Here is a 25,781-nt window from a genome sequence, read left to right as displayed (position 1 = left end):
TAGGACAGTCATGGCCATTGACGACCGCACGACGGCCGAACCAGCCGAACCCGCCGCGGAAGACACCCCTTCCCGCCCCGAACCCAGATCGACGTGGAGCGCCCTGCGCCCCCTCTTCCTCCGCATCCACTTCTACGCGGGCCTCCTGATAGCCCCGCTCCTCCTGGTCGCCGCGATCAGCGGCCTGCTGTACGCCCTCTCCTTCCAGGCGGAGAAGGTCCTCTACCGCCACGAGCTCCAGGTCCCCGTCGGTGACCGGGTCCTGCCGCTCTCCCAGCAGGTCGACGCGGCCCGCGAGGCCCACCCGGACGGCACCGTGACCGCCGTCTGGCCGTCCTCGGAGGAGGGCGCCACGACCCGCGTACTGATGACGAGCCCGTCGGTCGAGGAGGGCAAGTCCCTCGCCGTCTTCGTCGACCCCTACACGGCCGAGGTACGGGGAGACCTGCCCAGCTACGGCAGCTCCGGCGCCCTCCCGCTGCGCGCGTGGCTCTCCGAGTTCCACGCGAACCTCCAGCTCGGCGAGGCCGGCCGCAACTACAGCGAGATGGCGGCGAGCTGGATGTGGGTCGTCGCACTCGGCGGCCTGGCGCTGTGGATCGGCCGCAAGCGCACCGCCAGGCGAGCCCTGGTCCTCCCCGAGCGCGGCCCCCGGTCCCGCCGCCGCACCCTGTCCTGGCACGGCTCGGTCGGCCTGTGGGCGGTGACCGGCCTCGTCGTCCTGTCCGCCACCGGCCTGACCTGGTCCCGGTACGCGGGCGAGAACATCGACGCCGTACAGGCGCAGCTCGGCGGCGCCACGCCCACCGTCTCCGCCACCCTGTCCACCACCCCCGACGGCGCGGCCGCCGGTGGCGGCACCGGGCACGAGGGCCACGGCACCGGCCACCACACCGCCCCCGCCCCCAAGGGCCCGGACGTCGGTATCGACCGGGCGGTCGAGGCCGCCCGCGCGGCCGGGGTGGCCGGGAAGATCGCCGTCACCCTCCCGGCCGAGGGCAAGGGGTACGTCGTCAAGGAGACCGACACCCAGTTCCCGGTGCACCTGGACTCGGTGGCGGTCGACCCGGCCGACGGCGCGGTCATCGACGAACTGCGGTTCGCCGACTACCCCGTGCTCGCCAAGCTCACCCGCTTCGGCATCGACGCCCACATGGGCGTCCTCTTCGGGCTCGCCAACCAGCTCGTGCTCGCCGCCCTCATGGTGGCGCTCGTCCTGCTCATCTTCTGGGGCTACCGGATGTGGTGGCTGCGCAGGCCGACGAAGGAGCGGAAGCTCGGCGCGGGCCGGCCCATGCCGCGCGGCGCCTGGCGCAAGGTGCCCGTCACGCTGCTCCTCCCGCTGGCCGCCGCGACGGCGCTGGTGGGCTGGTTCGTGCCGCTGCTCGGCATCAGCCTGCTGGCGTTCCTCGCGGTGGACGTGACCCTGGGCCTGGTGGCCCGGACGCGCCGCGCCGGCTAGCGGTTCACGGCGCGTACTTGTAGCCGACCCGCCGCACGGTCTGGATCGTGCGGCGGTGCTCGGCGCCCAGCTTGCGCCGCAGCCGGGCGACGTGGACGTCCACGGTCCGCCCGTCGCCCACGTGGCCGTACCCCCACACGGTCGTCACCAACTGGTCGCGGGTGTGCACCCGGTGGGGGTGCGCCACCAGGTGCGCCAGCAGCTCGAACTCCAGGTACGTCAGGTCCAGCGGCCGCCCGGCCACCTGGGCGATCCGCCGGGCGCCGTCGATCGTCACCGGCCCGTCGCCCGTGGCGGCCGCCGGCACCGCCCCCTCCTGCTGCTCGGCCGGTACGAGCACCAGGTAGCCGACCATGGGCGGCTGCCCCGGCAGGGAGGGGACGGTGTGGGGCGGCGCGGGCAGCCAGGTGGCGCCCGGCGGCAGGAACTCGGCGACGTCGACGACCTCGTCGCGGCCGACGGCACGCAGCCGGTGCCGGGCTGTGGTCGTAGCGGAAACAGGGACGGTACGGGTGTTGGCCATGATGAGTCAGCACTTTCGCGCGAAGGGACGGGAGTACGTCGTTGCGCGGCGGCCGAAGGCGTTAGAGGGCCGACGCGTTCATCGCGCGGCAACACACCCGGTCGAAGTCGTGGTGCTGACGGGACGGCCAGAACGGCTGGAGGTCGCTGCGACCCGTCGCGGTGTCCTGGAGGCTGGCCATGCCCCTATTCAAGCAGAAGGGGCCGTACATGCGAGAGGGCGCCCGCCGGTCGTGGCGGGCGCCCTCTTCCGAGCACGTACGGATCAGACCTGGCCGGCCTTCTCCAGCGCGGAGCAGCAGGTGTCCACCAGCAGGCGGGTCACCGTGTACGGGTCGACGTTGGCGTTCGGGCGGCGGTCCTCGATGTAACCCTTGCCGTCCTTCTCGACCTGCCACGGGATGCGGACCGAGGCGCCACGGTCCGAGACGCCGTAGCTGTACTCGTTCCACGGGGCGGTCTCGTGCAGGCCGGTCAGACGGTCGTCGATGCCCGCGCCGTAGTTCTTGACGTGGTCCATCGGCTTGGAGCCCTCGCCCAGCGCCTCGCACGCGGTGATGATCGCGTCGTAGCCCTCGCGCATCGCCTTGGTGGAGAAGTTGGTGTGCGCGCCCGCGCCGTTCCAGTCGCCCTTGACCGGCTTGGGGTCGAGGGTGGCGGAGATGTTGAAGTCCTCGGCGGTGCGGTAGAGCAGCCAGCGCGCGACCCAGAGCTGGTCGGCGACCTCCAGCGGCGCCAGCGGGCCGACCTGGAACTCCCACTGGCCGGGCATGACCTCGGCGTTGATGCCGGAGATGCCCAGGCCCGCCTTGAGGCAGTTGTCGAGGTGCGCCTCGACGACGTCACGGCCGAAGATCTCGTCGGCGCCGACACCGCAGTAGTAGCCGCCCTGCGGGGCCGGGAAGCCGCCGGCCGGGAAGCCGAGCGGGCGCGTGCCGTCGAAGAAGGTGTACTCCTGCTCGATGCCGAAGATCGGCTCCTGCGCGGCGAACTTCTCCGCGACCTCGGCCAGCGCGGCCCGCGTGTTGGACGCGTGCGGCGTCATGTCCGTGTTGAGCACCTCACACAGGACGAGGACGTTGTCGCCGCCGCGGATCGGGTCGGGGCAGGAGAAGACCGGCTTCAGCACGCGGTCGGAGGCGTGGCCCTCGGCCTGGTTGGTGCTGGACCCGTCGAAGCCCCAGATGGGCAGATCGGCGACGCCGGTGCCGGCGGAGCCGACCAGTATCTTCGTCTTCGAGCGCAGCTTGGCGGTCGGCTCGGTGCCGTCGATCCAGATGTACTCAGCCTTGATGGTGGTCACGGGGGCCTCATCCTTTGCGGGTGCAGCGGTATGTCGCGCAGCTTCGCAATACGGGATTTCCCGACCGTTGCCCGTTTGTGAACCCCGTGTTACTCAGGTTTCCTGTGTTTCGGGCGGCCGCTGTGTGAGCGCCAGCCCGAGCGGGCCGGAAGGTATGCGACGCACGTTCGATGTGATGGACGTACGGAGGGGAGACTGGCGGGCATGGACAGCAAGCCGCGCATCGGACTCCTCGGCACCGGCCCCTGGGCCGACCGCACCCACGCGCCCGCGCTCGCCGCGCACCCCGGCATCACCTTCAGCGGGGTGTGGGGCAGGCGCCCCGAGGCGGCGGCCGCCCTCGCCGCCGGCCACGGCACGCGCGCGTACGACGACGTGTACGCGCTGTTCGCGGCGAGCGACGCGGTGGCGTTCGCCCTGCCGCCGGACGTACAGGCTCCGCTCGCCGCCCGCGCCGCGGCGGCCGGGTGCCACCTGCTGCTCGACAAACCAGTCGCGACGAGCGTGGCGGGCGCGCGGGAGGTGGCGGAGGCCGCCGGCCGGGCGGGTGTCGCGTCCATCGTCTTCTGCACCCTCCGGTTCGCCTCGGACACCGCCCCCTGGATCGAGGAGCAGGCGGGCCTGGGCGGCTGGTACCTGGGGCAGGCGCACTGGCTGGGCGCGCTGTTCTCGCGCGGGTCGACGAGCGCCTACGCCGCGTCCCCCTGGCGCCGCGAGAAGGGCGGGCTGTGGGACGTGGGCCCGCACGTGCTGTCGGTGCTCCTGCCCGTGCTCGGTGACGTGACGGAGGTCACGTCGGCCGTCGCGGGTCCGGGCGACGCCCGGCACCTGGTGCTGCGGCACGCGTCGGGCGCGGGCAGCACGGTGACGCTGAGCCTGAGCGCCCCGGTGCGGGCCTCGGAGGCGGGCATCGTGCTCTTCGGCGACCACGGGCGGGCCGCGATGCCGGCGTGGACGGACGCGGCCGGGGCGTTCCGGGCGGCGGTGGACGCGCTGCTGGGGGCGGTACGGAGCGGGGAGGCGCACGCCTGCGACGTACGGTTCGGGCTGCGCGTGACGGAAATCCTGGCGGAGGCGGAGGGTGAGGCGGAGGCGCGGTTCGCCGACTGAACCGCGCCTCCTGTCAGGGGGTCGGGCCCGGCGGGCTTCAGCCGACGCGCTCGATGCGGGCCTTGCGGATGAGGAACTTGCCGGGCTCGCGTACCTGCTCGAAGGCCGCGTTGTTGAGCAGGGCGCAGCTTCCGGAGACGGAGGTGACCTCGACGGTCGTGGACTTGTCGTTGTCGAGGTTGGTCACCTTGAGCCTGGTGCCGAGCGGGAACTGGTTGCTGGAGGCGGCCGGGGCGCCGCCCTCACCGGAGAGGGTCACGGTCGACCCGGCGCAGACCACCTCGCCGGCCGCGCCACCGCCCTGCTGGTCGCCGGCCTGCTGACCGTTGCCCTGACCGGCACCCTGACCGTTGCCCTGTCCGTTGCCTTGCCCGGCACCCTGGTTGCCGTTGCCGTTGCCGTTGCCGTTGCCGTTGCCGTTGCCCTGGCCCTTGCCGTTCCCGGCGTCCTGGCCCGCACCGGCGCCCGGCGCCTGGCCGCCCGGTGCCTGACCGCCCGGGGCCTGGCCGCCGGCTTGCGCGTCGCCCGCGCCGCCCTCGGCGCTGCCCTGGCCGACCTCGCACCCGGCAGCGGCCTGCTGGCGCTTGATCTGCTCGATGACGGCCTGCCGGTTGGCGATCCGTGCCTCGGACTGGGCATCCGGGTTGGCCCGTTGACCGGCGATGAACTTCTCGTTGTTGCTCAGCGCCGTGGCCAGACCGTCGCAGGCCACCGACGCCTGGCTGGTCCCGGTCATCACGATCGCCGTGCCGACGACCATCGCGGCGGCGCCGACGAGCAGGGCGAGTTTCTTCTTACCGCTGAGCGTCTTCTTGCGTGACACGTGGGGGCTCCTGTCCCCGGCCGTTCGGGGGAGTGACGGCCGGATCGGTTCCGTGTGTGCCCCTACGTACGAGTAGCAAGCCGGTTCTGCTCAACAGCCTCCGCACCCAACGGACTTCACACGCGTCACGACCGGCCGAGCGCGTCCCGTACCGCCTCGTCCGTGCGGGCGACCACCGCCGTGCCGTCGTCGGCGGTGATGATCGGGCGCTGGATGAGCTTCGGGTGCTCCACCAGCGCCGTGATCCAGCGCTCGCGCGAACCGGCCTCGCGCGGCCAGTCCTTCAGCCCCAGCTCCTTCGCGGCGGCCTCCTGGGTGCGGGTGATGTCCCACGGTTCGAGGCCGAGGCGGGCCAGTACGTCCCGGATCTCGTCGGCGGACGGCACGTCCTCCAGGTAGCGGCGGACGGTGTAGTCGGCCCCTTCCTCGTCGAGCAGCTTCAGTGCGCCACGGCACTTGGAACACGCGGGATTGATCCAGATCTCCATGCCCGTCACCGTACCCCTCACGGCGGCTCAAAGCGGTGCTGGCCAGGGCCGATTGTCAGTGGTGGCCGGTAAAATCGAGGTAGTTCGTGAGGGCCCGGGGGAGGGTCCCCACACCGCGTACCAGGAGGTCGCCGATGGCCGTTGCCGCACTCACGACACTGCCCCTCGAACCCTTCAAGCCCCTTCGGAAGAAGCCACTGCCGGCGGGTCGGCCCCGCGAGTGGTACGTGTCCCACAACCGCCGCCTGAAGGCCATGCGGCTCGCCATCGCCCTGCTCGACTCGGGCGTGTACGACCCGTCGAAGGCCGACAACGAGACGATACGGGACACGGCGGAGCGTATCGGCATTCACCCGCCGTCCGAGATCACGTGCCGGATGGTCCGGGCGCTGATCCACAGCAGCCGCTGAGCACCACCCCGTGCCTGCCGCCGCCCACCGTGGGGGCGGCAGGCACGGCACCTACCTCCCGGCCCCGTCCAGCAGCGCGCCCACGTACGCCTCCAGCCGCGCCGCCAGCACCTGAGGCGTCAGGTCCGCACGCCCCAGCTCCCGCCAGGACCGCCCCACCTTGTCCGCGTCCGGGGCGAACGCCAGCGCGTCCAGCAGCCGCCAGTACAACCGCGCTTCCCCGTCCCCGGACAGCACGCCGCCGTGGGCCACGTACCGCTCGGCGAACCGCTGCCCGCACTCCACCCCGTACAGCAGCGCCAACGCCGTCGAACAGTGCGCCACGTCCAGGTCCGCCGGCCCCCAGGAGGTCTCCACCCAGTCGACGACACCGCTCAGCCGCAGCCCCGAACCGGCGCCCGTGAACAGGACGTTGCCCGGGTGGAAGTCCCGGTGCAGGAAGGTCCCCTCGTACGCCGGCGCCTCCCGCCCGATCACCTCCACCGCCCGCGCCCACAGCTCCGGCCGGGCCGTGCCCTCCGGCACCCTCACCCGCTCCGGCGACGTCCACGCCTGGTACGGGCGCGGGCGGGCGCCTTCAGGCACGCGCACGCCATGGATGCGCACCAACTGCCGCGCCAGCAGCTCCACGCGCGCGTCCAGGTCCGCCTCATCGACCCGTACGTCGCCGGGCAGCCGCGTCATCAGCAGCGAGGGCGCGTCGCAGAACTCGCCCACGGCGTCCACGGCCAGGCACTCCGGCACCGGGACCCCCGTACCGGCCAGCAGGCCCAGCACGTCCGCCTCCCTCGTCAGCAGCCCCGGCGCGTGCCGCCGGTAGAACGGTTTGGCGAACGACCGCAGGACCACGTCCCGCCCACCGCCCGGCCCTTCCGTCCGCAGGACCCGCATCTGTGAGGTCCAGCCGCCGGCCAGCCACCGCGCCGACCGCACCCGCTCGTCCCCGGGCAGTGACTTCTCCACCCAGGCCGGCGTCCGTGGCGGCGCCAGCACCGCGTCGGCGAACCGCCGCCGGTCCTCCGCCTCGGTCACGAACCAGACCCCCAGCCGGTGCCCAGCCCGCTCCATGTCCAGGCGCCGGTAGCGGGAGCGGGCGGTGAGCGCGTCCTCGACGGCCTCGGTGACGGCCGGCGGGATCACGTCGTCGTTGCCCGGTACGGCCAGCACCGCCGTACCCTCGTACGCCCGCAGCGCCTCCAGGGCGGCCGAGTTCCGCCAGCCGCCCTCGCGCCGGATGATCTCGGTGAACCCGTGCCCGAACCGGACGTCCCGCGCCTCGCGCGCGTACACGGCAGGAGCGCACAGCCCGATCGACCTCACCCGGCCGCCATAGTGGCCGGCCAGGTCGGCGACGGTCTGCCCGCTCATGCTGAAGCCCACCAGCACCAGCTCGTCCGCGTCCGGCACCATCCGGTCGATCACCGCACGCGCCTGTATGAACCGCCGCTCCAGGCTCAACTCGCCCAGTTCGCCGCTGCTGCGCCCGTGCCCGGAGAAGTCCGGCGCGAGCACCCGGAAGCCCCGCCCCGCGAACTCGTCCAGCACCGGGACCAGCCGCTCGGCGCTGCCGTTCCCCGCCCCGTGGAGCACCACCACGGTCACACCGGCCGCGCCACCGGGCTCCCGCGCCACGAAACCGATCCGCTCCCCGTCACACTTGATCGCATCCATGGCTAAGTTCTAGACCATGCCCAGCCACCGCCCCCGGATCACCGGCCAAGAGCGCCGCAACCGCATCGCCGTACGCCACCACTTGGCCCCGGCCGCCCGCGCGGCGACGGTCGAGCAGGTCGCGGCCTCCCTCACCGCCCTGCACGGCACCGACCCGGCCACCGTCCACCTCGCCGTCGGCGCCCGCCTGACGGACCCGGCCGGACCGGTGGCCGCCATGGAACGGGCCCTGTACGAGGACCGCACCCTGGTCCGCATGCACGGCATGCGCCACACCGTCTTCGTCGTCCCGACCGCCCTCGCGCCCGTCGTCCAGTCCTCCACCACGCACGACGTCGCCGCCCGCGAACGGGCCCTCTTCATCAAGCAGTTGAAGGCGGGCAGTTCCCTGGACGAGGCCTGGCTCGCGGATGTCGAGAAATCGACCCTCGAAGCCCTCGCGCGGCGCGGCGAGGCCACCGCCAACGAACTGGCCCAGGACGAGCCACGACTGCGCGAGCAGTTCACCTACGCCCCCGGCACGAGCTACGAGCAGCGCCAGACCGTCTCGTCCCGGCTGCTGCGCCTGCTCGGCACCGAGGCCCGCGTCGTCCGCGGCCGCCCGCTCGGCTCCTGGACCTCCAGCCGGTTCCGGTGGGCGATCGCCCCCGAGCTCCCCGACCTCCCGCCCGCCGAGGCCCGCGCCACGCTCACCCGCGCATGGCTCGCCTCCCACGGCCCGGCGACCGAGGCGGACCTGAAGTGGTGGACGGGCTGGAAGGTCACCGACGTACGCAAGGCCCTCCAGTCCGTCGGCGCCGTCCCGGTCGACCTCGACGACGGCGCCACCGGCCACGTCCTGCCCGACGACACCGCCCCGACCGACCCCCCGGCCCCCTGGGCGGCCTTCCTGCCCGGCCTCGACCCCACCCCCATGGGCTGGCAGGAGCGCGACTGGTACCTCCCACCCGCCCACCGCGCCTCCCTCTTCGACCGCAGCGGCAACATCGGCCCCACCGTCTGGTGGAACGGCCGCATCATCGGCGGCTGGGCCCAACGCCCCGACGGCGAACCCGTCTGGCGCCTCCTGGACCCCGACCCGGGCCGCGAAGCCCTCACCGCCATCGAATCCGAAGCCGCCCGCCTCCACACCTGGCTGGGCCCCACCCGCATCACCCCCCGCTTCCGCACCCCCCTGGAACGTGAGCTGTCGGCGTGACGCTCACGCACGCGTGAGGGCCGCCACCCGAAGCCTTGGCCAGCACCTCACCGGTCCCTATGGAGAACGACCACGAACCTGTCGTCGTAAGGGGTCTCCTCGTCCTTCGGCATGAGCGGAAGCGACAGCGTGGAGCGTTCACCAGCGAAACGGACATCGACGGAGGCTTCCTTCTCGCCCAGGTGGAAGTCCGCCGTGGCGGGGCGCTGGGCTGCATCACCCCAGCGGGCCACCCACCGCCTCGCTTCGTCCTTGGTGCCGCTGTCCTCCTGGGCCAGCTCGGACAGGCCATCGGCGTCGCGGGCCTTGAGGCGGGCCAGGACGTGCTCGGTGGTGGCGAGGCTGCCGGGGGTGGGGCGCCCCTTGACAGTCAGTTCCAGCTCGGCGGTGCCGTCCTTGGTGCGTTCGGGCGTCTTGTCGGTGGAGAAGGCATCGCAGCCGCCGAGCAGCAGCACGAGTGCTCCGACCACGCACACCGACTTGGGCACCCGCCTCAACTGTGCTTCCCCGGTCGGATGATGCTGATGTTGCCTCCCGCTGCAGTGGCGGTCCAAGTGGTACCCAACATGAACGGCCGTCGGCCGTGCCTTCCGGTGAGGGAAGTGCACGGCCGACGGCCCACAGACGGCCCAGGGGAGCGGAAACCCGCTCTGACCTGCGGCGATCTTAGATGTCGAAGTACAGCTCGAACTCGTGCGGGTGCGGACGGAGCTGGATCGGCGCGATCTCGTTGGTGCGCTTGTAGTCGATCCACGTCTCGATCAGGTCGGAGGTGAAGACACCGCCCGCCTGGAGGTACTCGTTGTCCTCCTCCAGGGCGTCGAGGACGGCCGGGAGGGAGGTCGGGACCTGCGGGACGCCCGCGTGCTCCTCGGGGGCGAGCTCGTAGAGGTCCTTGTCGATCGGCTCGGCCGGCTCGATCTTGTTCTTGACGCCGTCGAGGCCCGCGAGGAGCAGCGCCGAGAAGGCCAGGTACGGGTTGGAGGACGGGTCCGGGGCGCGGAACTCGACGCGCTTGGCCTTCGGGTTGGAGCCCGTGATCGGGATGCGCATCGCGGCGGAGCGGTTGCGCTGCGAGTAGACCAGGTTGACCGGGGCCTCGAAGCCGGGGACCAGGCGGTGGTAGGAGTTCACCGTCGGGTTGGTGAAGGCCAGCAGCGACGGGGCGTGCTTCAGGATGCCGCCGATGTAGTAGCGGGCGGTGTCCGAGAGGCCGGCGTAGCCCTGCTCGTCGTAGAAGAGCGGGGAGCCGTTCTGCCACAGCGACTGGTGGACGTGCATGCCGGAGCCGTTGTCACCGAAGATCGGCTTGGGCATGAAGGTCGCGGTCTTGCCGTTGCGCCAGGCGACGTTCTTCACGATGTACTTGAAGAGCATCAGGTCGTCGGCCGCGGCGAGCAGCGTGTTGAACTTGTAGTTGATCTCGGCCTGGCCGGCGGTGCCGACCTCGTGGTGCTGGCGCTCGACCTGGAGGCCGACGTTCTCCAGCTCCAGGGAGATCTCGGCGCGCAGGTCGGCGAAGTGGTCGACCGGCGGGGCCGGGAAGTAGCCGCCCTTGTAGCGGACCTTGTAGCCGCGGTTGTCCTCGAGGGCGCCGGTGTTCCAGGCGCCGGCCTCGGAGTCGATGTGGTAGAAGCCCTCGTTGGCCGAGGTGTTGAAGCGGACCGAGTCGAAGACGTAGAACTCCGCCTCCGGGCCGAAGTACGCGGTGTCCGCGATGCCGGTGGAGGCGAGGTAGGCCTCGGCCTTCTTGGCGATGTTGCGCGGGTCACGGCTGTACTGCTCGCCCGTGATCGGGTCGTGGATGAAGAAGTTGATGTTCAGCGTCTTGTCGCGGCGGAACGGGTCCAGACGCGCGGTCGACAGGTCCGCGCGCAGCGCCATGTCGGACTCGTGGATCGCCTGGAAGCCGCGGATCGACGAGCCGTCGAAGGCCAGCTCCTCGGACGGGTCGAACGCCGTGGCCGGAATCGTGAAGTGCTGCATCACGCCGGGAAGGTCGCAGAAGCGGACGTCGATCATCTTGACGTCGTTGTCCGCGATGTACTTCTTGACGTCGTCGGCGTTCTGGAACATCCAACTCCTCCTACTCCCACCCGGGGGAGGGCGGGGTTGTAGCTCGGTCGTGCGGCCAGTGCGGTGGCACACGCTGGTTCTGACCCTAGGGACGCGGGATTTCTCAAGCGTGACCCATTTGTTTCGACCAAGTTAACCGGCTCGCGCGCCCGCGCGCCCGAACAGACCCGGGTCGAAGTGATCGAAAGCGGGCACAGTACGGTGGTCGGGTGGACAACAGGCAAGCAATCGGATCGTGGCTCTCCGGGCCGCGCGCGGCCGCCGAGGAGATGGGCGCCGACTTCGGCTACCGGGGCGAACGGCTCGGCCTGCCGCAGGAGGGGCCGGGCTCCATCGCCCCCCTCGGACGCCGTTTCGGCGCCCTGTTCCTGGACTGGACGCTGTGCGTGGTGATCGCATACGGCCTGATCGCGCCGGGTGACTGGAACAGCGCGGGCAACTGGGCCGTCGTCGTGCTGTTCGTGCTCAGCGTGCTCACCGTGGGCACGATCGGCAGTACGCCGGGTAAGCGACTGCTCGGCCTGCGGGTCATCTCCGTCGAGGGTGAGCGGCTCGGCCTCGGCCGGGTCGTCATCCGCAGCCTGCTGCTCTGCCTCGCCATTCCCGCGCTCATCTGGGACCGCGACGGCCGTGGGCTGCATGACCGTCTCGCCCGCGCTGTGCAGGTGCGCGGCTAGCGGTACGACAAGAGGGGCGCCCCGCCACGACGGCGGGGCGCCCCTCTTCGTCTGCGTACGCCTAGCGCATCTTGCCGCGCGGCATCCGCATGCCCTTCGGCATCGGGCCCTTCGGCAGCGGCATGTTGCTCATCAGGTCGCCCATCGCCCGCAGCCGGTCGTTGGCGGCCGTCACCTGCGGGCCGGAGAGCACCCGCGGCAGCTTCAGCATGGTCGTACGGACCTTCTTCAGCGGCACCTGGCCCTCGCCGTTGCCGACGATGATGTCGTGCACCGGTACGTCGACCACGATGCGGGCCATCTTCTTCTTCTCGGCCGCCAGCAGCGTCTTGAGCCGGTTCGGGTTGCCCTCGGCGACCAGGACGATGCCGGCCTTGCCGACCGCGCGGTGCACCACGTCCTGGTTGCGGTTCATCGCCACCGCCGGGGTGGTCGTCCAGCCGCGCCCCACGTTCTGCAGGACGGCGGCCGCCGCGCCGGGCTGGCCCTCCATCTGCCCGAAGGCCGCCCGCTCGGCGCGGCGCCCGAAGACGATCGCCATCGCGAGGAAGGCCAGCAGGAAGCCCAGGATGCCCAGGTAAATGGGATGCCCGACAAGGAAGCCGATCGCGAGGAGGACGCCGAAGACGACGATTCCCACGCCAGCGACGACAAGACCGACCTTCGGATCGGCCTTTCGGGTCATCTTGTACGTCAGAGCGATCTGCTTCAGTCGCCCGGGGTTCGCAGCGGCGTCACCGCTGTCTGATTTTGCCTTCCTCGCCATGCTGTGAAGTTTACGTGGCCCGGGAAGTGCGGCCGGCCACGGCCTCCAGTACGTGCTGCGCCTCGACCCGGTCCCTGGCCCGGCGCCGGTCCTCCAGGACGGACGTCCAGGCGTTACGGCGGGCCGTGCGCTGGCCGCCGCTGAGGAGGAGCGACTCCACGGCGCGCAGGGCGTCGGTGACGGACGGGAAGGCGTTGGCCCGGACCTCAGAGACATCGCGTGCGGAGCGCTTCCGGCGCGCTTGGTCTGCCTTGCGTACCTGCTGGGTCGCGGCCTGCATGTCGGGGGTCCTCCCTGGGATCGGATTCTGCGGGAGTGGGGGGTGACGCACGGCGCTCCGGGCGCGGCGGTGTGCGCGGGGCGTACAAGCATCGTCACTGATTGGTGTTACCAGGGCGTGACCGACCGGTCAAACGCCGATGAAACCTTTATGCGGGGCCCGCGCATACCAACGCGGCCCGTACACGCCCCTCACCTGGGGGCATGTACGGGCCACGGAACGAGGTCCTCCACCGCTTGTGCGGCGATTCACACAGTCGCCTGGCTCCGCCGCTCCATCGCCTGCTGGAAGAGGCGGCCCGCGCGGTACGACGAGCGGACCAGCGGGCCCGACATCACGCCGGAGAAACCGATCTCGTCGGCCTCCTCCTTCAGCTCCACGAACTCCTGCGGCTTCACCCAGCGCTCCACCGGGTGGTGGCGCACCGAGGGGCGCAGGTACTGGGTGATCGTGATGAGCTCGCAGCCCGCGTCGTGCAGGTGCTGGAGCGCCTCGCTGACCTCCTCGCGGGTCTCGCCCATGCCGAGGATGAGGTTCGACTTGGTCACCAGACCGGCCTCGCGGGCCTTGGTGATGACCTCCAGCGAGCGCTCGTAACGGAAACCGGGGCGGATGCGCTTGAAGATCCGCGGCACGGTCTCGACGTTGTGCGCCAGCACCTCGGGGCGCGAGGAGAAGACCTCGGCGAGCTGCTCGGGCACCGCGTTGAAGTCGGGGATCAGCAGCTCCACCTTGGTGTGGCCGCCCTCGCGGTCCGCCGTCATCGCGTGGATCTGGCGCACGGTCTCCGCGTACAGCCAGGCGCCGCCGTCCTCCAGGTCGTCGCGCGCGACGCCGGTGATCGTGGCGTAGTTCAGGTCCATCGTGACGACCGACTCGCCCACACGGCGCGGCTCGTCCCGGTCCAGGGCCTGCGGCTTGCCCGTGTCGATCTGGCAGAAGTCGCAGCGCCGGGTGCACTGGTCACCGCCGATGAGGAAGGTCGCCTCGCGGTCCTCCCAGCACTCGAAGATGTTCGGACAGCCCGCCTCCTGGCAGACCGTGTGCAGTCCCTCGCTCTTGACGAGCTTCTGGAGCTGGTTGTACTCGGGGCCCATCTTCGCCCGGGTCTTGATCCACTCGGGCTTGCGCTCGATGGGGGTCTGGCTGTTCCGGACCTCCAGGCGCAGCATCTTGCGTCCGTCGGGTGCGACTGCGGACACGGCTGGCTCCTACGGCTTCGATTCCTCGGCGAACACCAGGGTACGCCCGATAAAAGTGTGGCCTTCTCGGCGGCCGTCGTTACGCCTGGCCAACCTCTGGCCCATGGGGTGCATTCCCCGGCGTGCGGACACGGACCTAGGCGGGTGCGGCGGCCGGTGCGGGGGCGGCGGGCTCGTCGTCGCGCTCGATCTCGCGCGGCTTGAGCTCCGCGTTCTCCAGGACGTCCCGCAGGTGCCGCTCCACGACCGGCAGCACCTCGGCGATCGTCACCTCCCGGCCGACCTCCTCCGAGAGCGACGTCACGCCCGCGTCCCGGATGCCGCACGGCACGATCCGGTCGAACCAGGTGTTGTCCGGGTTCACGTTCAGCGAGAAGCCGTGCATCGTGACGCCCTTGGCCACCCGGATGCCGATCGCCGCCAGCTTGCGGTCCTCGCGGCGCTGGCCGGCGTTGGACGGGGCGTACTCGGGGCCGTTCAGCCGCGCGTCGAACTCCTCGTCGTGCAGGCGCGGGTCGAAGTCCAGCGACAGCCCGCCCAGCGACGGGCGCTGCTCCACCGGGTCGCCCAGCACCCACACACCGCTGCGGCCCTCGATCCGCGTGGTCTCCAGGCCGAAGTCCGCCGCCGTACGGATCAGCGCCTCCTCCAGGCGGCGCACGTGCGCGACCACGTCCACCGGGCGCGGGAGCTTCATGATCGGGTAGCCGACGAGCTGGCCGGGACCGTGCCAGGTGATCTTGCCGCCGCGGTCCACGTCGATGACCGGCGTACCGTCCAGGGGCCGCTCGCTGTCCTCCGTGCGCCGCCCGGCCGTATACACCGGCGTGTGCTCCAGCAGCAGGCAGGTGTCGGGGATCTCGTCCGCGAAACGGGCGGCGTGGACCTCGCGCTGCCGGTCCCACGCCCGCTGGTACTCGACCGCGTCCGCGCCGAAGCCCACATGGACGAATCGCAGCTCACTCACGGCAACGCCTCCCTAGAACCTTGCACCCGAAGCACCCTGAATCTTGCAGCGTGCATTCATCGCGTCCCACGCCACTGTACGGCGGCGCCCCGGACCACGGGCGGGCAGGTGCGTTCCCGCCGGACGGCCGCTGCCGTCCGTCAGCGGCGCCCACAATCCTCACACGATCGGATGAATGTGGGTCGAAGGCGGCAGTCCGGACGTCAGGGGCAGTTAAATTCGCGCCGTTCCAAGGGGGACTGCACCCCGGCCCAGAAGGCAAGGCAGGAGACCGCACAGCCGATGACGGATCGCCCCCCGCAGCGCACCCCCAACCGCCAGCTCGCAGCCCTCATCGCCGAAGCCGGGTTCTCCAACGCGGGCCTGGCCAGACGCGTGGATCAGCTCGGGCTCGAACACGGCCTCGACCTGCGGTACGACAAGACGTCGGTGACCCGCTGGCTGCGCGGGCAGCAGCCGCGCGGCACCACGCCCGCACTGATCGCCGAGGTCTTCACCCGCCGCCTCGGGCGCCGGCTCTCCGCCCAGGACCTGGGTCTGGACGCCTGCGCACCGGTGTACGCCGGGCTCGAATTCGCCGCCACGCCCGAGGAAGCGATCGACATCGTCAGCGGACTGTGGCGCAAGGACTCCGGCAGCCACGCCGAACTCCGCAAGATCGCCTTCACCCCGGCGGGCCTCGTCGTCCCCAGCCGCGACTGGCTGATCGGCCGCGCCGACGAGCGCGTCGGCCGCGGCGATCCCTCACCACCCGCCGGCGAGCCCCGCGTCCCCGCCCAGGGCCGCGCCACCGCCTCCGCCTCCGTACCGCGCCAGCGCTCCACCGACCGCGCCCCCGGCCAGCGCGTCACCGGCGGCGACATCGCCGCGCTCCGGTCCGTCGGCGAGCTGTTCCGCACCCTCGACCACGCGTACGGCGGCGGGCACGCCCGCCAGGCACTCGTCCGGTACCTGGAGCACGAGGCCGAGCCGATGCTGCGCGGCGTCTACGGCGAGACCGTCGGACGCCGGCTGTTCGCCGCGGCCGCGGATCTGACCCGGCTGGCCGGCTGGACCTCGTACGACATCGCCGCCCACGGCCTCGCCCAGCGGTACTTCGTCCAGGCGCTGCGGCTCTCGCAGGCCGCCGGGGACCGCGCCTACGGCAGCTACGTCCTGATCACCATGAGCCGTCAGGCCGTCTACCTCGGGCACGGGCGCGAGGCCGTGCAGCTCGCGCGCGTCGCCCAGCAGGGCGTCGGCTCGTCCGCGCCGCCCGTCGTCCAGGCGATGCTGCACGCCGTCGAGGCGCGCGGGCACGCCGTCCTCGGCGAGGTGCGGGCGTGCACCTCCTCCCTCGTGCGGGCCGAGCGGGCGCTGGACGCCGCCCGGCCCGGCGACGACGTGCCGTACTGGGCGCGGTTCTTCGACGAGGCGCAGCTCGCCGACGACTTCGGCCACTGCCACCGCGACCTCCAGCAGTACCGGGCCGCCGCGCAGCACGCGGAACGCTCCCTCCAACTGCGCGCACCGGGCTTCGCGCGCAGCCGCCTGTTCTGCCGGATCGTGCTCGCCACCGCCCGCCTCGGCCTCGGCGAACTGGACCAGGCGTGCGCGCTCGGCGCGGAGGCCGCCCAGCAGGCCTCGGAGATGCGCTCGGCGCGCGCCGTGGAGTACGTCCGGGACTTCGAACGCCGCCTGGAGCCCTACCGGGACGCGACGGCGGTACGGAACTACCGGGACCGGGTGGGCGCCATCGGGTAGCCGGAGGCTAGGCCGCCGCCCGCAGAGCGGGTGCCGGGTGCGCCACGGGCACGCCGAGGTCCCGGAGGACCGCCTCGGCGGCGCGGCGGCCCGAGCGGTAGGCACCCCGGACGGTGCTCGTGTCGCGGTGGTCACCGCACACGTACAGGCCGCCCAGCAGCCGGACCGGCCGGTGCGGGTCGTGCGGCGGCGGCATCGCCGGGACCGCCTCCGGGTCGTGGTGGACGGCCAGCAGCTCCCAGTCGTCGGTCGCCGTGCCGTACAGGGCGGCCAACTGCCTCCTGACCCGCTGGTCGAGCCGGTCGGGCGGGGCGCCGAGCACCGTCGAACTGATCAGCACGCGGCCCTGCGGGGCCCGCGACGGGTCGACCTCGCTCATCACGGCCGAGTGCGACACCGGGCCGGTGCGGTCGCCGTCCAGGACGAGCGCCGGGTCCGGCAGCGGCGTGGCGGGCGCGGTGTGGTGCACCACCGTGACGGGGTGGAAGCCCGGCACGCGCAGGCCCGGCAGCAACTCGGCGGCCGCGCGGGCGCCGGTGGCCACGACCAGGGAACGGCAGCTCAGCTCGCCGTGCTCGGCCGTGACGACCTTGTTGATGGACGCGTCCTTGACGTGGACGCCGGTCTTCACCGTGCCCGGCGGCAGCGTGGCCGCGAGCCGCTCCGGGAGCGTGGCCGCGCCGCCCGCCGGGACGCACAGCCGGCCACGCGCGAAGTCCCGCAGCGCGAGGTCGGCGCAGCGGGAGGACGTGGTCAGCTCCGGGTCGCACAGCAGGGCCGACAGCAGCGGGCGGACGAACCCGCTGACGGTACGCGCCGGCAGGCCGCGCCCCGCGAGCGCGTCCAGCGCCGGGCGCTCGGGGCGGGCGAGCAGCCGGGCGTCCCCGGTCGCGGCGAGCCGGGCGAGCGCGGCGCCCAGCCGGGCCTGGTCCAGCGGGCGCGGCGCGCTCGCCAGGGCCCGCGCCCTGGCCCACCGGGCGCTCCTGGTGACCTCACCCGTGCGGTGCAGCCGGCCCTCGCTGTGCACCAGGACGCCCGGCTGGAAGAGCCGCAGTTCGGCGCCGGCGAGGCCGGGGTACGAGGTGCTGAGCAACTGCCCGATCCGGTCGAGCCGGAACCCGTCGATGTGCTCGGTGGCCATGCGGCCGCCGATGCGAGGGGCGGCTTCCAGGACGCTGACGGTCACTCCCGCACTGGTCAACTGGTGAGCCGCGGCAAGACCCGCGATTCCGGCTCCTACGATGACGACGTCCGCGTGGCGTGCGTGCTTGAGCACGTGTCCCTCCCCGGGGTGGCGGTTCGTGCGTGGGGGTGCGTGGGGGGCTCATGCCCTTAACAGGGCGGTGGAATACCCGAGTTCGGGCTCCGAGCGTATGAGCGAACCGTGGGCCCGGTCACACGCGCGCGTGGGGGGTCACCGAAGCACGGGGTCGCACGGGCCTCGCCTGCCGGGGGCGGCGTCACGCCGCCGCGGCGATGGACCCGTCGATCGTCGGGAAGGCGAAGCGGAACCCCGACTCCAGCAGGCGCGCGGGCAGGACGCGCTGGCTGCCCAGGACGTCGGCCGCGAAGTCGCCCAGCGCGATCCGCAGCGCCGGGGCCGGGACGTGCAGGAAGGCGGGGCGGCGCAGGACGCGGCCCATCGCGGCGGTGACCTCCCGGTTGGTGACCGGGTCGGGGGCGGTGAGGTTCACCGGGCCGGACAGGGACTCGGTGTCGAGGATGTGGCGCAGCGCGGCCACCTCGTCGTGCAGGGAGATGAAGCTCCAGTACTGCTCACCGCTGCCGAGGCGGCCGCCCAGGCCCGCGCGGAACAGCGGGAACAGCCGCCCCCACGCGCCGCCCTCACGGGCCACGACCAGCCCGGTGCGGGCGTACGCGACCCGGATGCCCGCCTCCTCGGCGGCCGCCGCGGCCTCCTCCCACTCGACGCACACCGACGGCAGGAAACCGTCCCCGGCGGGAGCCGTCTCGTCCACGGCCCGCGACCCGGTGTCGCCGTAGTAGCCGAGCGCCGTCCCGCACAGCAGGACCTTCGGCGGGGTGTCCAGGGCGGCCAGGGCCTCCGCGATCGCCGCCGTGCCGAGCACCCGGCTGTCCCGGATCTCCCTCTTGTACGCCTCGTTCCAGCGCCGTTCGCCGACACCCGCGCCCGCGAGATGGACGACGGCGTCGCAGCCGACGAGGCCCGCCGCGTCGACGTACTGCCGCTTGGGGTCCCACTCGACCTCGTCACCGGCCCGCGCGGGGCGCCGTACGAGCCGGACCACCTCGTGTCCGTCGGCCCGGAGCGAGCGGACCAGGGCCGTACCGATGAGACCGGTGGAGCCGGTGACCGCGATACGAGCGATACGAGAACGTGTCATGGGCCCATCCTGCCCCGTGGCACAGTGTCGGTCATGACCGCCCCGCACATACGCCCGGCGCGCCCCGAGGACGGCGACGCCCTCGCACGGATAGACCGCGACACCTGGTCGCCGCTGCACGCCGTGGTGCCCAAGCCGCAGCCGCCGTACGACCCGTTCTTCGACTCCGGTCACCGCCCGGAGGACTTCCTCGTGGCGGAGGACGGCGGCCGTCCCGCCGGATACATACGGCTCGTGCCGCCCACCCGGCTCGCCTGCAACCAGCACGTGCGCCAGATCCAGGGACTCGCCGTCGCCGACTGGGCACGCGGCCGTGGCCTCGCCCGCGCCCTGCTGCGCGCGGCGTGCGACGAGGCCGTTCGCCAGGGCGCCACCCGCATCACGCTGCGCGTGCTGGGCCACAACAAACCCGCCCGCACGCTCTACGCGTCGGAGGGGTTCGTCGTCGAGGGCGTACTGCCGGGCGAGTTCTACCTGGACGGCCGGTACGTCGACGACGTCTTCATGGGCCGCAGCCTCCCCAGGCCCTGATCACACGCCGAAACGGTCCCAGAGCCGGGGGAAACGCTCCTCCAGCGCCGCGTCGTCGTCGAAGTCGAACGGCGTGCCCTCCGGCTCCGGGGCCTGCGGCGGGATGCCCAGGTCCGGCGCGACCACGCCGGTCAGTTGCTCGTACGCCTCGTCCGCCGCGTACCCCAGCTCCTCGCCGTCCCCGTCGATCTCCTCGTCGAAGTCCTCCAGCAGCTCGGCGAGCGAGTCCGGGTCGTGCACCGCGCCCTCGAACACCTCCCGCCCCTGGCCGATCAGCCAGCAGCGGAAGTAGTCGAACGCGTCGTCGCTGGCGCCGCCCAGCAGTACGGCGGCCGCGCCCCACAGGTCCCAGGTGTACGCGCGGTTGTAGCGGGCCTCGAAGTGCCGGGCGAAGTCCAGCACGGAGTCCGGGTCGAGCTGGAGGAGCCGCTCGACGAGCAGCTCGGCGTGGTCCTCGGGGTCGCCCTCGGCGGCCTCACGGGTCGTGTCGATGATCTCCCAGAACTCCGTCTCGTCCATCACGGGACAAGCATCCTGGGTCGGGAGGGACGATGCACGCGGAGCGGCCAAAAAGAAACCGGACAGCGGATGTCGTATATCCCTGCCACTGTCGTCGTATGACGACAGAGAAGAGCCACAGCGCACCGCTCGCCGGAACCATCGCCCTCGTCGCGGGCGCGACGCGCGGCGCGGGCCGCGCCATCGCCGTACAGCTCGGCGCCGCCGGGGCGACCGTCTACGTCACCGGCCGCACCACCCGGACCCGGGTCAGCGAGGTCGGGCGGCCGGGCGAGACCATCGAGGAGACCGCCGAGCTGGTCACGGCCGCGGGTGGCGAGGGCATCGCGGTACCGGCCGACCACCTCGTAGTGGACGAGGTCCGCGCGCTGGTCGCCCGCATCGACGACGAACGGGGCCGGCTGGACGTCCTCGTCAACAGCCTCTGGGGCGGCGACCACCTGCTGAAGTTCGGCGTCAAGATGTGGGACACGGATCTGGAGGCCGGGCTGCGCATGCTGGACCTCGGCATCCGCAGCCACGCCATCACCAGCAGTTGCGCGCTGCCGCTGATGATCCGGCGGCCGGGCGCCCTGGTGGTCGAGATGACCGACGGGACGGCCGAGTACAACACCCGCTTCCGGGAGAACTTCTACTACGACCTCGCCAAGACCACCCCGATCCGTATGGCCTTCGCCCTCTCCGAGGACCTGAAGGACGTGGGCGGCACGGCCGTGGCGGTCACCCCGGGCTTCCTGCGCTCCGAGGAGATGCTCGACGCCTTCGGCGTACGCGAGGACAACTGGCGCGAAGGGGCGAAGAAGGACCCGCACTTCGCCATCGCGGAGTCCCCCGTCTACGTCGGCCGGGCCGTCGCCGCGCTCGCCGCCGACCCCGACAAGGCGCGGTGGAGCGGTCAATCCCTCTCCAGCGGGCAGCTCGCCAAGGTGTACGGCTTCACCGACGCCGACGGATCGCGCCCGGACGCCTGGGGGTACTTCCTCGACGTCGTCCACGGCGGTAAGAGCGCCACCGCCGACGACTACCGGTAAAGGTTCGCCATCCGGTCCGCCGCCTCCGCGAACCGGGCCCGCAGCGCGGCCGGTTCCAGCACCTCCACCTCCGGCCCCAGGGTGAGGAGCTGGGCGTACGCGACCTCCTCCGACTCCGCCGGCAGGGTCACCGTCACCCGGCCCTCCGGGTCCGCCGGGCCGGCCGCCTCCAGCGCCTCGCGGGCGGCGGCCCGGTCCGTCACGTACCGCAGGCCGCGCGCCCCCGCCTCCGTCAGCCGCACCACCACCTCCGTACGCAGCAGGGAGCGGGCGAACTCGGCCGCCCGCTCCTCCCAGAAGCCCGGCAGGTCGAACTCCTCGTCCCGTACGAACCGGTCGTCGCCCAGTGCGACGGCGGTGAACCGGTCCACCCGGTACACGCGGAACGACTCCTCGGCGCGGGCGCACAGGTACCAGACGCCCGCCTTGAGGACGAGCCCGTAGGGGGCGAGTTCCCGGTCCACCTCGTGGTCGTCGCGCCGGTAGCGGACCGAGACCAGCCGGTCGTCCCACACCGCCTCCGCGATCAGCGGCAGCAGTTCGGGCGTCTCCGGCTCCTGGTACCACCCCGGGGCGTCCAGGTGGAACCGCTGCGCCGCCGACGAGGGCGCGTCCCGCAGCGACGGCATGAGCGCCGCCGACACCTTCAGGCGGGCCGCCGACGCCGCGTCGTCCAGGCCCATCTCGCGCAGCGCGCCCGGCACCCCGGACAGGAACAGCGCCTCCGCCTCGCTGCGGGCCAGGCCCGTCAGCCGCGTCCGGTAGCCGCCGATCAGCCGGTAGCCGCCCGCCCGGCCCCGGTCCGCGTAGACGGGCACCCCGGCCTCCGACAGGGCGAGCGCGTCCCGGGTGATCGTCCGCTCCGAGACCTCCAGCTCGCGCGCCAGCTCGGCGGCCGTCATGGAGGGCCGGGACTGGAGCAGGAGCACCATCTTGATCAGCCGGGCAGCGCGCATGTCCACATCATGCAAGAAGCCCCCGCCGAAGCGGGGGCCTCCTGCGACGCTCCTTACAGGCCGTAGCGCTCCCGGGCGTCCTTCACCACGGAGGCCGGGACCTCGCCGCGCTTGGCGAGCTGCGCCAGCGACGCGACCACGATCGACTCGGCGTCCACGCCGAAGTGGCGGCGGGCCGCCTCCCGCGTGTCCGACAGGCCGAAGCCGTCCGCGCCGAGCGAGCTGTAGTCCTGCTCGACCCACTGCGCGATCTGGTCCGGAACCTGGCGCATGTAGTCGGTGACCGCCAGCACCGGGCCGGGAGCGTCCGCGAGCACCTGGCGCACGTACGGCACCCGCTCCTCGCCGCGCAGCAGCGCCGCGTCGGCCTCCAGGGCGTCGCGCCGCAGCTCCGACCACGAGGTCGCGGACCACACGTCGGCGGTCACGCCCCACTCGGCGGCCAGCATCTCCTGGGCCTTCAGGGCCCAGTGGATCGCCGTACCGGAGGACAGGAGCTGGAGGCGCGGGGCGTCGGCCGTGACCGGCGTGCCCTCCTTGAACCGGTACAGGCCCTTGATGATGCCCTCGTCCACGCCCTCGGGCTTGGCCGGCTGCGGCATCGGCTCGTTGTAGACGGTCAGGTAGTAGAAGACGTTCGGGTCCTCGCCCGGGGCCGTCTCGCCGTACATCCGGCGCAGACCGTCCTTGACGATCGCCGCGACCTCGTAGGCGAACGCCGGGTCGTACGTCAGCGCCGCCGGGTTGGTCGCCGCGATGACGGGGGAGTGGCCGTCGGCGTGCTGGAGGCCCTCACCGGTGAGCGTGGTGCGCCCGGCGGTGGCGCCGACGAGGAAGCCACGGCCGAGCTGGTCGCCGAGCTGCCACATCTGGTCGGCCGTCCGCTGCCAGCCGAACATCGAGTAGAAGATGTAGAAGGGGATCATCTGCTCGCCGTGCGTCGAGTACGCGGTCGACGCGGCGATGAAGTCGGCCATCGAGCCGGCCTCGGTGATGCCCTCGTTGAGGATCTGGCCGTCCTTGGCCTCGCGGTAGTACATGAGCTGGTCGCGGTCGACCGGCTCGTACGTCTGGCCCTTCGGCGAGTAGATGCCGAGCGACGGGAACAGCGACTCCATACCGAAGGTACGGGCCTCGTCCGGGACGATCGGCACCCAGCGCTTGCCGGTCTGCTTGTCGCGGATCAGGTCCTTCATCAGGCGGACGAACGCCATGGTCGTCGCGACCGACTGCTGGCCGGAGCCCTTGTCGAACGCGGCGAACGTCTTGTCGGCGGGCGCCGGCAGCGGCTCCAGGGCGTGCATGCGGCGCGCCGGGGCGGGGCCGCCGAGGGCCGCGCGGCGCTCCTGGAGGTAGCGGACCTCGGGGGAGTCGGCGCCGGGGTGGCCGTAGGGCACCTGGCCGTCGACGAACTGACTGTCGGAGATCGGCAGGCCCAGCAGGTCCCGCATGTCCTTGAACTCCTCCACCGACAGCTTCTTCATCTGGTGGTTGGCGTTCTTGGACTCGAAGCCCTTGCCGAGCGTGAAGCCCTTGACCGTCTGGGCGAGGATCACGGTCGGCGCGCCCTTGTGCTGGAGGGCGGCCTTGTACGCGGCGAAGACCTTGCGCGGCTCGTGGCCGCCGCGCGAGTACTGGAAGCACTCGATGATCTTGTCGTCGGAGAGGAGCTTGCCCATCTCGACGAGCGCCGGGTCCTTGCCGAAGAAGTCCTCGCGGATGTAGGCCGCGTCGCGGGTCTGGTACGTCTGGATCTGCGCGTCCGGTACCTCGCGCAGCCGGCGTACCAGCGCGCCGGTGGTGTCGAGCTGGAACAGCTCGTCCCAGGCGGTGCCCCACAGCGACTTCACGACGTTCCAGCCGGCGCCCCGGAACTGGGCCTCCAGCTCCTGAACGATCTTGAAGTTGGCGCGGACCGGGCCGTCGAGGCGCTGGAGGTTGCAGTTGATGACGAAGGTGAGGTTGTCGAGCTCCTCACGGGCGGCGAGCGCGAGGGCCGCCGTCGACTCGGGCTCGTCCATCTCGCCGTCGCCGAGGAACGCCCACACGTGGGAGTTCGAGACGTCCTTGATGCCCCGGTTGGTCAGGTAGCGGTTGAACCGCGCCTGGTAGATCGCGGAGAGCGGGCCGAGGCCCATCGACACGGTCGGGAACTCCCACAGCCAGGGCAGGCGGCGCGGGTGCGGGTAGGACGGCAGACCGTTGCCACCCGCCTCCTGGCGGAAGTTGTCCAGGTGCTGTTCGCTGAGCCGCCCGTCGAGGAAGGCGCGGGCGTAGATGCCGGGGGAGGCGTGGCCCTGGATGTAGAGCTGGTCGCCGGAGCCGTCCTGCTCCTTGCCCCGGAAGAAGTGGTTGAAGCCCGTCTCGTACAGCCACGCGGCGGAGGCGAAGGTGGCGATGTGGCCGCCGACGCCGTACTTGGAGCCACGGGAGACCATGGCGGCCGCGTTCCAGCGGTTCCAGGCGGTGATCTTCGCTTCCATCTCCTCGTCGCCGTCGAAGCCGTAGCCGGCCTCGGCGGCGGTGGGGATGGTGTTGACGTAGTCGGTTTCGAGCAGCTTGGGCAGCGCGAGACCGGCGCCCTCGGCGCGCTCCAGGGTGCGACGCATCAGGTACGCGGCGCGGTGCGGCCCGGCGGCCTTGGCGACGGCGTCGAGGGACGCCTGCCACTCGGCGGTCTCCTCGGGGTCGCGGTCCGGCAACTGGTCGAGCTCGCTCGGCTGGATGCGGGTGGGGTCGGTCATAGTCGCCGCCTTCCGGAGTCGAAGGGGTGTGGAGCCCTTGGTCTTGGCAGGACAGGGCGAGGGAACCTCTGTTGAAGTCCGCCGACGACTGTACGACCGTGATCGATGATCGATCAAAGTGTTGAGCCAAAAATCTTCGCCTCAGAGCCAAAGTCGGCATTCGGTGCCACAAAAAAGGGCACCCGGTGCCTTGTTTTCGCAGGTGAGGGCAGCGAATGAGCGCCCGCGCCACCCGATGAGCGTGAGGCGTACGCCACCGGCGCGCGAGGGGCGCGTACTAGGCGCGCGGGGCGCACCCGAGGACGTGTTCCTTCACCAGGACGCCGATCCGGGGGTCGCGGCGGCGGAAGGCCTGGACGAGCTCCTCGTGCTCCTCCGCGTACGACTTCTGTACGGTGCCGAGCCAGCGGATCGACAGTGCCGTGAAGACCTCGATGCCGAGCCCCTCCCAGGTGTGCAGCAGCACGCTGTTGTGCGCGGCCCGCACCAGCTCGCGGTGGAAGCCCACCGTGTGCCGCACCTGGGCGGTGCCGTCGGCCCGCGCGTCCGCCTCGTACAGGGCCGCCACGTGCGGCTCCAGGGCCGAGCAGTCCTCGCCCAGCCGGTCGGCCGCCAGCTCGGCGGCGATCTGCTCCAGGCCGGCCCGGACGGGGTAGCTCTCCTCCAGGTCCGCCGCGGTGAGGTTGCGCACCCGTACGCCCTTGTTGGGCGCCGACTCGATGAGCCGCAGGCTCTCCAGCTCCCGCAGCGCCTCGCGCACGGGCGTCTGGCTGACCGCCAGCTCGGTGGCGATGCGCCGCTCGACGATCCGCTCACCCGGCTTCCAGCGGCCGCTGACGATGCCCTCCACGATGTGCTCGCGGATCTGCTCGCGCAGCGAGTGGACGACGGGCGGGGTCATGGGGGCTCCTTCGCTGCTGCGGCGGTTGCTGGCCA

General features: G+C 72.1%; 25 protein-coding genes. 8 read left to right on the top strand and 17 right to left on the bottom strand.

The window, feature by feature from the left end:
- Positions 1–10 precede the first annotated feature (10 nt).
- A complete protein-coding gene (locus AB0J57_RS18325; RefSeq protein ID WP_366129232.1) occupies positions 11–1,462 on the top strand; it encodes a PepSY domain-containing protein in 1,452 nt (483 codons plus the stop codon).
- 4 nt (positions 1,463–1,466) lie between these two features.
- Here the strand turns inward: AB0J57_RS18325 and AB0J57_RS18320 are convergent, their stop codons facing one another.
- A complete protein-coding gene (locus AB0J57_RS18320) occupies positions 1,467–1,985 on the bottom strand; it encodes a winged helix-turn-helix domain-containing protein (protein ID WP_366129231.1) in 519 nt (172 codons plus the stop codon).
- A 264-nt stretch (positions 1,986–2,249) separates the two neighbouring features.
- Complete coding sequence (gene glnII, locus AB0J57_RS18315) at positions 2,250–3,287, bottom strand: glutamine synthetase (RefSeq protein WP_366129230.1); 1,038 nt, start codon at positions 3,285–3,287, stop codon at positions 2,250–2,252.
- 204 nt (positions 3,288–3,491) lie between these two features.
- On the opposite strand from glnII, the gene AB0J57_RS18310 reads away from it, so the two are divergent.
- The gene (locus tag AB0J57_RS18310; protein ID WP_366129229.1) at positions 3,492–4,397 is read left to right on the top strand and encodes a Gfo/Idh/MocA family oxidoreductase; all 906 of its coding nucleotides are present in this window, start codon (positions 3,492–3,494) and stop codon (positions 4,395–4,397) included.
- A gap of 37 nt (positions 4,398–4,434) precedes the next feature.
- On the opposite strand, the gene AB0J57_RS18305 is transcribed toward AB0J57_RS18310, so the two are convergent.
- Positions 4,435–5,220, bottom strand: coding sequence for a hypothetical protein (locus AB0J57_RS18305; protein WP_366129228.1), 786 nt, complete (start codon positions 5,218–5,220; stop codon positions 4,435–4,437).
- 125 nt (positions 5,221–5,345) lie between these two features.
- On the bottom strand, positions 5,346–5,708 hold the full coding sequence (locus tag AB0J57_RS18300) for an arsenate reductase family protein (RefSeq protein ID WP_366129227.1): 363 nt from the start codon (positions 5,706–5,708) through the stop codon (positions 5,346–5,348).
- A 134-nt stretch (positions 5,709–5,842) separates the two neighbouring features.
- On the opposite strand from AB0J57_RS18300, the gene AB0J57_RS18295 reads away from it, so the two are divergent.
- Positions 5,843–6,118 carry a hypothetical protein gene (locus AB0J57_RS18295; protein ID WP_366129226.1) on the top strand — a complete coding sequence of 92 codons (276 nt, stop codon included), beginning with the start codon at positions 5,843–5,845 and terminating at the stop codon, positions 6,116–6,118.
- Between the two features lie 51 nt (positions 6,119–6,169).
- Here AB0J57_RS18295 and AB0J57_RS18290 read toward each other — a convergent pair whose 3' ends face one another.
- Positions 6,170–7,789 carry an alpha/beta fold hydrolase gene (locus AB0J57_RS18290; RefSeq protein ID WP_366129225.1) on the bottom strand — a complete coding sequence of 540 codons (1,620 nt, stop codon included), beginning with the start codon at positions 7,787–7,789 and terminating at the stop codon, positions 6,170–6,172.
- A 16-nt stretch (positions 7,790–7,805) separates the two neighbouring features.
- On the opposite strand from AB0J57_RS18290, the gene AB0J57_RS18285 reads away from it, so the two are divergent.
- Positions 7,806–8,987 carry a winged helix DNA-binding domain-containing protein gene (locus tag AB0J57_RS18285; protein ID WP_366129224.1) on the top strand — a complete coding sequence of 394 codons (1,182 nt, stop codon included), beginning with the start codon at positions 7,806–7,808 and terminating at the stop codon, positions 8,985–8,987.
- Between the two features lie 47 nt (positions 8,988–9,034).
- On the opposite strand, the gene AB0J57_RS18280 is transcribed toward AB0J57_RS18285, so the two are convergent.
- The gene (locus tag AB0J57_RS18280; protein WP_366129223.1) at positions 9,035–9,475 is read right to left on the bottom strand and encodes a hypothetical protein; all 441 of its coding nucleotides are present in this window, start codon (positions 9,473–9,475) and stop codon (positions 9,035–9,037) included.
- 178 nt (positions 9,476–9,653) lie between these two features.
- Complete coding sequence (gene glnA / locus AB0J57_RS18275) at positions 9,654–11,063, bottom strand: type I glutamate--ammonia ligase (protein ID WP_366129222.1); 1,410 nt, start codon at positions 11,061–11,063, stop codon at positions 9,654–9,656.
- Between the two features lie 209 nt (positions 11,064–11,272).
- Between glnA and AB0J57_RS18270 the strand changes: the two genes are divergently transcribed.
- Positions 11,273–11,740: an RDD family protein gene (locus AB0J57_RS18270; RefSeq protein ID WP_366129221.1), complete on the top strand. Its 468-nt coding sequence runs from the start codon at positions 11,273–11,275 to the stop codon at positions 11,738–11,740.
- A 61-nt stretch (positions 11,741–11,801) separates the two neighbouring features.
- Here the strand turns inward: AB0J57_RS18270 and AB0J57_RS18265 are convergent, their stop codons facing one another.
- The 4 genes from AB0J57_RS18265 to lipB form a co-directional block, all read right to left on the bottom strand.
- Complete coding sequence (locus AB0J57_RS18265; protein WP_366129220.1) at positions 11,802–12,506, bottom strand: DUF4191 domain-containing protein; 705 nt, start codon at positions 12,504–12,506, stop codon at positions 11,802–11,804.
- A 10-nt stretch (positions 12,507–12,516) separates the two neighbouring features.
- Positions 12,517–12,786, bottom strand: a complete 270-nt coding sequence (locus tag AB0J57_RS18260) for a hypothetical protein (protein ID WP_366129605.1) — start codon at positions 12,784–12,786, stop codon at positions 12,517–12,519.
- Between the two features lie 248 nt (positions 12,787–13,034).
- On the bottom strand, positions 13,035–13,988 hold the full coding sequence (lipA, locus tag AB0J57_RS18255; RefSeq protein WP_366129219.1) for a lipoyl synthase: 954 nt from the start codon (positions 13,986–13,988) through the stop codon (positions 13,035–13,037).
- A gap of 136 nt (positions 13,989–14,124) precedes the next feature.
- Positions 14,125–14,955, bottom strand: coding sequence for a lipoyl(octanoyl) transferase LipB (gene lipB / locus AB0J57_RS18250; RefSeq protein WP_366129218.1), 831 nt, complete (start codon positions 14,953–14,955; stop codon positions 14,125–14,127).
- 282 nt (positions 14,956–15,237) lie between these two features.
- Between lipB and AB0J57_RS18245 the strand changes: the two genes are divergently transcribed.
- Positions 15,238–16,698, top strand: coding sequence for a regulator (locus tag AB0J57_RS18245; protein WP_366129217.1), 1,461 nt, complete (start codon positions 15,238–15,240; stop codon positions 16,696–16,698).
- Between the two features lie 7 nt (positions 16,699–16,705).
- Here AB0J57_RS18245 and AB0J57_RS18240 read toward each other — a convergent pair whose 3' ends face one another.
- Positions 16,706–17,974, bottom strand: a complete 1,269-nt coding sequence (locus AB0J57_RS18240) for an NAD(P)/FAD-dependent oxidoreductase (RefSeq protein ID WP_366129216.1) — start codon at positions 17,972–17,974, stop codon at positions 16,706–16,708.
- Positions 17,975–18,158: 184 nt separating this feature from the next.
- Positions 18,159–19,064 (bottom strand): TIGR01777 family oxidoreductase, encoded by a 906-nt coding sequence (locus tag AB0J57_RS18235; protein WP_366129215.1) that lies wholly within the window; start codon positions 19,062–19,064, stop codon positions 18,159–18,161.
- Between the two features lie 33 nt (positions 19,065–19,097).
- Here AB0J57_RS18235 and AB0J57_RS18230 point away from each other — a divergent pair, with 33 nt between their 5' ends.
- Positions 19,098–19,595, top strand: a complete 498-nt coding sequence (locus AB0J57_RS18230; RefSeq protein ID WP_366129214.1) for a GNAT family N-acetyltransferase — start codon at positions 19,098–19,100, stop codon at positions 19,593–19,595.
- Here AB0J57_RS18230 and AB0J57_RS18225 read toward each other — a convergent pair whose 3' ends face one another.
- Entirely contained in the window at positions 19,596–20,114 is a 519-nt protein-coding gene (locus AB0J57_RS18225; protein ID WP_366129584.1) for a DUF4240 domain-containing protein, read from the bottom strand. It abuts the gene before it with no gap.
- Between the two features lie 98 nt (positions 20,115–20,212).
- On the opposite strand from AB0J57_RS18225, the gene AB0J57_RS18220 reads away from it, so the two are divergent.
- The gene (locus AB0J57_RS18220) at positions 20,213–21,145 is read left to right on the top strand and encodes an SDR family oxidoreductase (protein ID WP_366129213.1); all 933 of its coding nucleotides are present in this window, start codon (positions 20,213–20,215) and stop codon (positions 21,143–21,145) included.
- Here the strand turns inward: AB0J57_RS18220 and AB0J57_RS18215 are convergent.
- From AB0J57_RS18215 to AB0J57_RS18205, 3 genes are all read right to left on the bottom strand, one after another.
- Positions 21,136–22,101 (bottom strand): YafY family protein, encoded by a 966-nt coding sequence (locus AB0J57_RS18215; RefSeq protein WP_366129212.1) that lies wholly within the window; start codon positions 22,099–22,101, stop codon positions 21,136–21,138. The genes AB0J57_RS18220 and AB0J57_RS18215 overlap by 10 nt on opposite strands.
- Before the next feature lie 53 nt (positions 22,102–22,154).
- Positions 22,155–24,845, bottom strand: coding sequence for a pyruvate dehydrogenase (acetyl-transferring), homodimeric type (gene aceE / locus AB0J57_RS18210; RefSeq protein ID WP_366129211.1), 2,691 nt, complete (start codon positions 24,843–24,845; stop codon positions 22,155–22,157).
- Between the two features lie 277 nt (positions 24,846–25,122).
- Positions 25,123–25,746 (bottom strand): GntR family transcriptional regulator, encoded by a 624-nt coding sequence (locus AB0J57_RS18205; protein ID WP_073752070.1) that lies wholly within the window; start codon positions 25,744–25,746, stop codon positions 25,123–25,125.
- Between the last annotated feature and the right edge of the window lie 35 nt (positions 25,747–25,781).

Source organism: Streptomyces sp. NPDC049837, from assembly GCF_040674455.1.
Taxonomy (GTDB): Bacteria; Actinomycetota; Actinomycetes; order Streptomycetales; family Streptomycetaceae; genus Streptomyces.
Note: the sequence above shows the minus strand (reverse complement) of the source record. Positions and strands in the feature narration are given on the sequence as shown.

What these genes read in the sequence shown, in the direction of transcription:
- AB0J57_RS18325 (WP_366129232.1), top strand. Translation starts at nt 11, where the DNA reads ATGGCCATTGACGACCGCACGACGGCCGAACCAGCCGAACCCGCCGCG.
- AB0J57_RS18320 (WP_366129231.1), bottom strand. Translation starts at nt 1,985, where the DNA reads ATGGCCAACACCCGTACCGTCCCTGTTTCCGCTACGACCACAGCCCGG.
- AB0J57_RS18310 (WP_366129229.1), top strand. Translation starts at nt 3,492, where the DNA reads ATGGACAGCAAGCCGCGCATCGGACTCCTCGGCACCGGCCCCTGGGCC.
- AB0J57_RS18300 (WP_366129227.1), bottom strand. Translation starts at nt 5,708, where the DNA reads ATGGAGATCTGGATCAATCCCGCGTGTTCCAAGTGCCGTGGCGCACTG.
- AB0J57_RS18295 (WP_366129226.1), top strand. Translation starts at nt 5,843, where the DNA reads ATGGCCGTTGCCGCACTCACGACACTGCCCCTCGAACCCTTCAAGCCC.
- AB0J57_RS18290 (WP_366129225.1), bottom strand. Translation starts at nt 7,789, where the DNA reads ATGGATGCGATCAAGTGTGACGGGGAGCGGATCGGTTTCGTGGCGCGG.
- AB0J57_RS18285 (WP_366129224.1), top strand. Translation starts at nt 7,806, where the DNA reads ATGCCCAGCCACCGCCCCCGGATCACCGGCCAAGAGCGCCGCAACCGC.
- glnA (WP_366129222.1), bottom strand. Translation starts at nt 11,063, where the DNA reads ATGTTCCAGAACGCCGACGACGTCAAGAAGTACATCGCGGACAACGAC.
- AB0J57_RS18265 (WP_366129220.1), bottom strand. Translation starts at nt 12,506, where the DNA reads ATGGCGAGGAAGGCAAAATCAGACAGCGGTGACGCCGCTGCGAACCCC.
- AB0J57_RS18260 (WP_366129605.1), bottom strand. Translation starts at nt 12,786, where the DNA reads ATGCAGGCCGCGACCCAGCAGGTACGCAAGGCAGACCAAGCGCGCCGG.
- AB0J57_RS18245 (WP_366129217.1), top strand. Translation starts at nt 15,238, where the DNA reads ATGACGGATCGCCCCCCGCAGCGCACCCCCAACCGCCAGCTCGCAGCC.
- AB0J57_RS18235 (WP_366129215.1), bottom strand. Translation starts at nt 19,064, where the DNA reads ATGACACGTTCTCGTATCGCTCGTATCGCGGTCACCGGCTCCACCGGT.
- AB0J57_RS18230 (WP_366129214.1), top strand. Translation starts at nt 19,098, where the DNA reads ATGACCGCCCCGCACATACGCCCGGCGCGCCCCGAGGACGGCGACGCC.
- AB0J57_RS18225 (WP_366129584.1), bottom strand. Translation starts at nt 20,114, where the DNA reads ATGGACGAGACGGAGTTCTGGGAGATCATCGACACGACCCGTGAGGCC.
- AB0J57_RS18220 (WP_366129213.1), top strand. Translation starts at nt 20,213, where the DNA reads ATGACGACAGAGAAGAGCCACAGCGCACCGCTCGCCGGAACCATCGCC.
- AB0J57_RS18215 (WP_366129212.1), bottom strand. Translation starts at nt 22,101, where the DNA reads ATGCGCGCTGCCCGGCTGATCAAGATGGTGCTCCTGCTCCAGTCCCGG.
- aceE (WP_366129211.1), bottom strand. Translation starts at nt 24,845, where the DNA reads ATGACCGACCCCACCCGCATCCAGCCGAGCGAGCTCGACCAGTTGCCG.
- AB0J57_RS18205 (WP_073752070.1), bottom strand. Translation starts at nt 25,746, where the DNA reads ATGACCCCGCCCGTCGTCCACTCGCTGCGCGAGCAGATCCGCGAGCAC.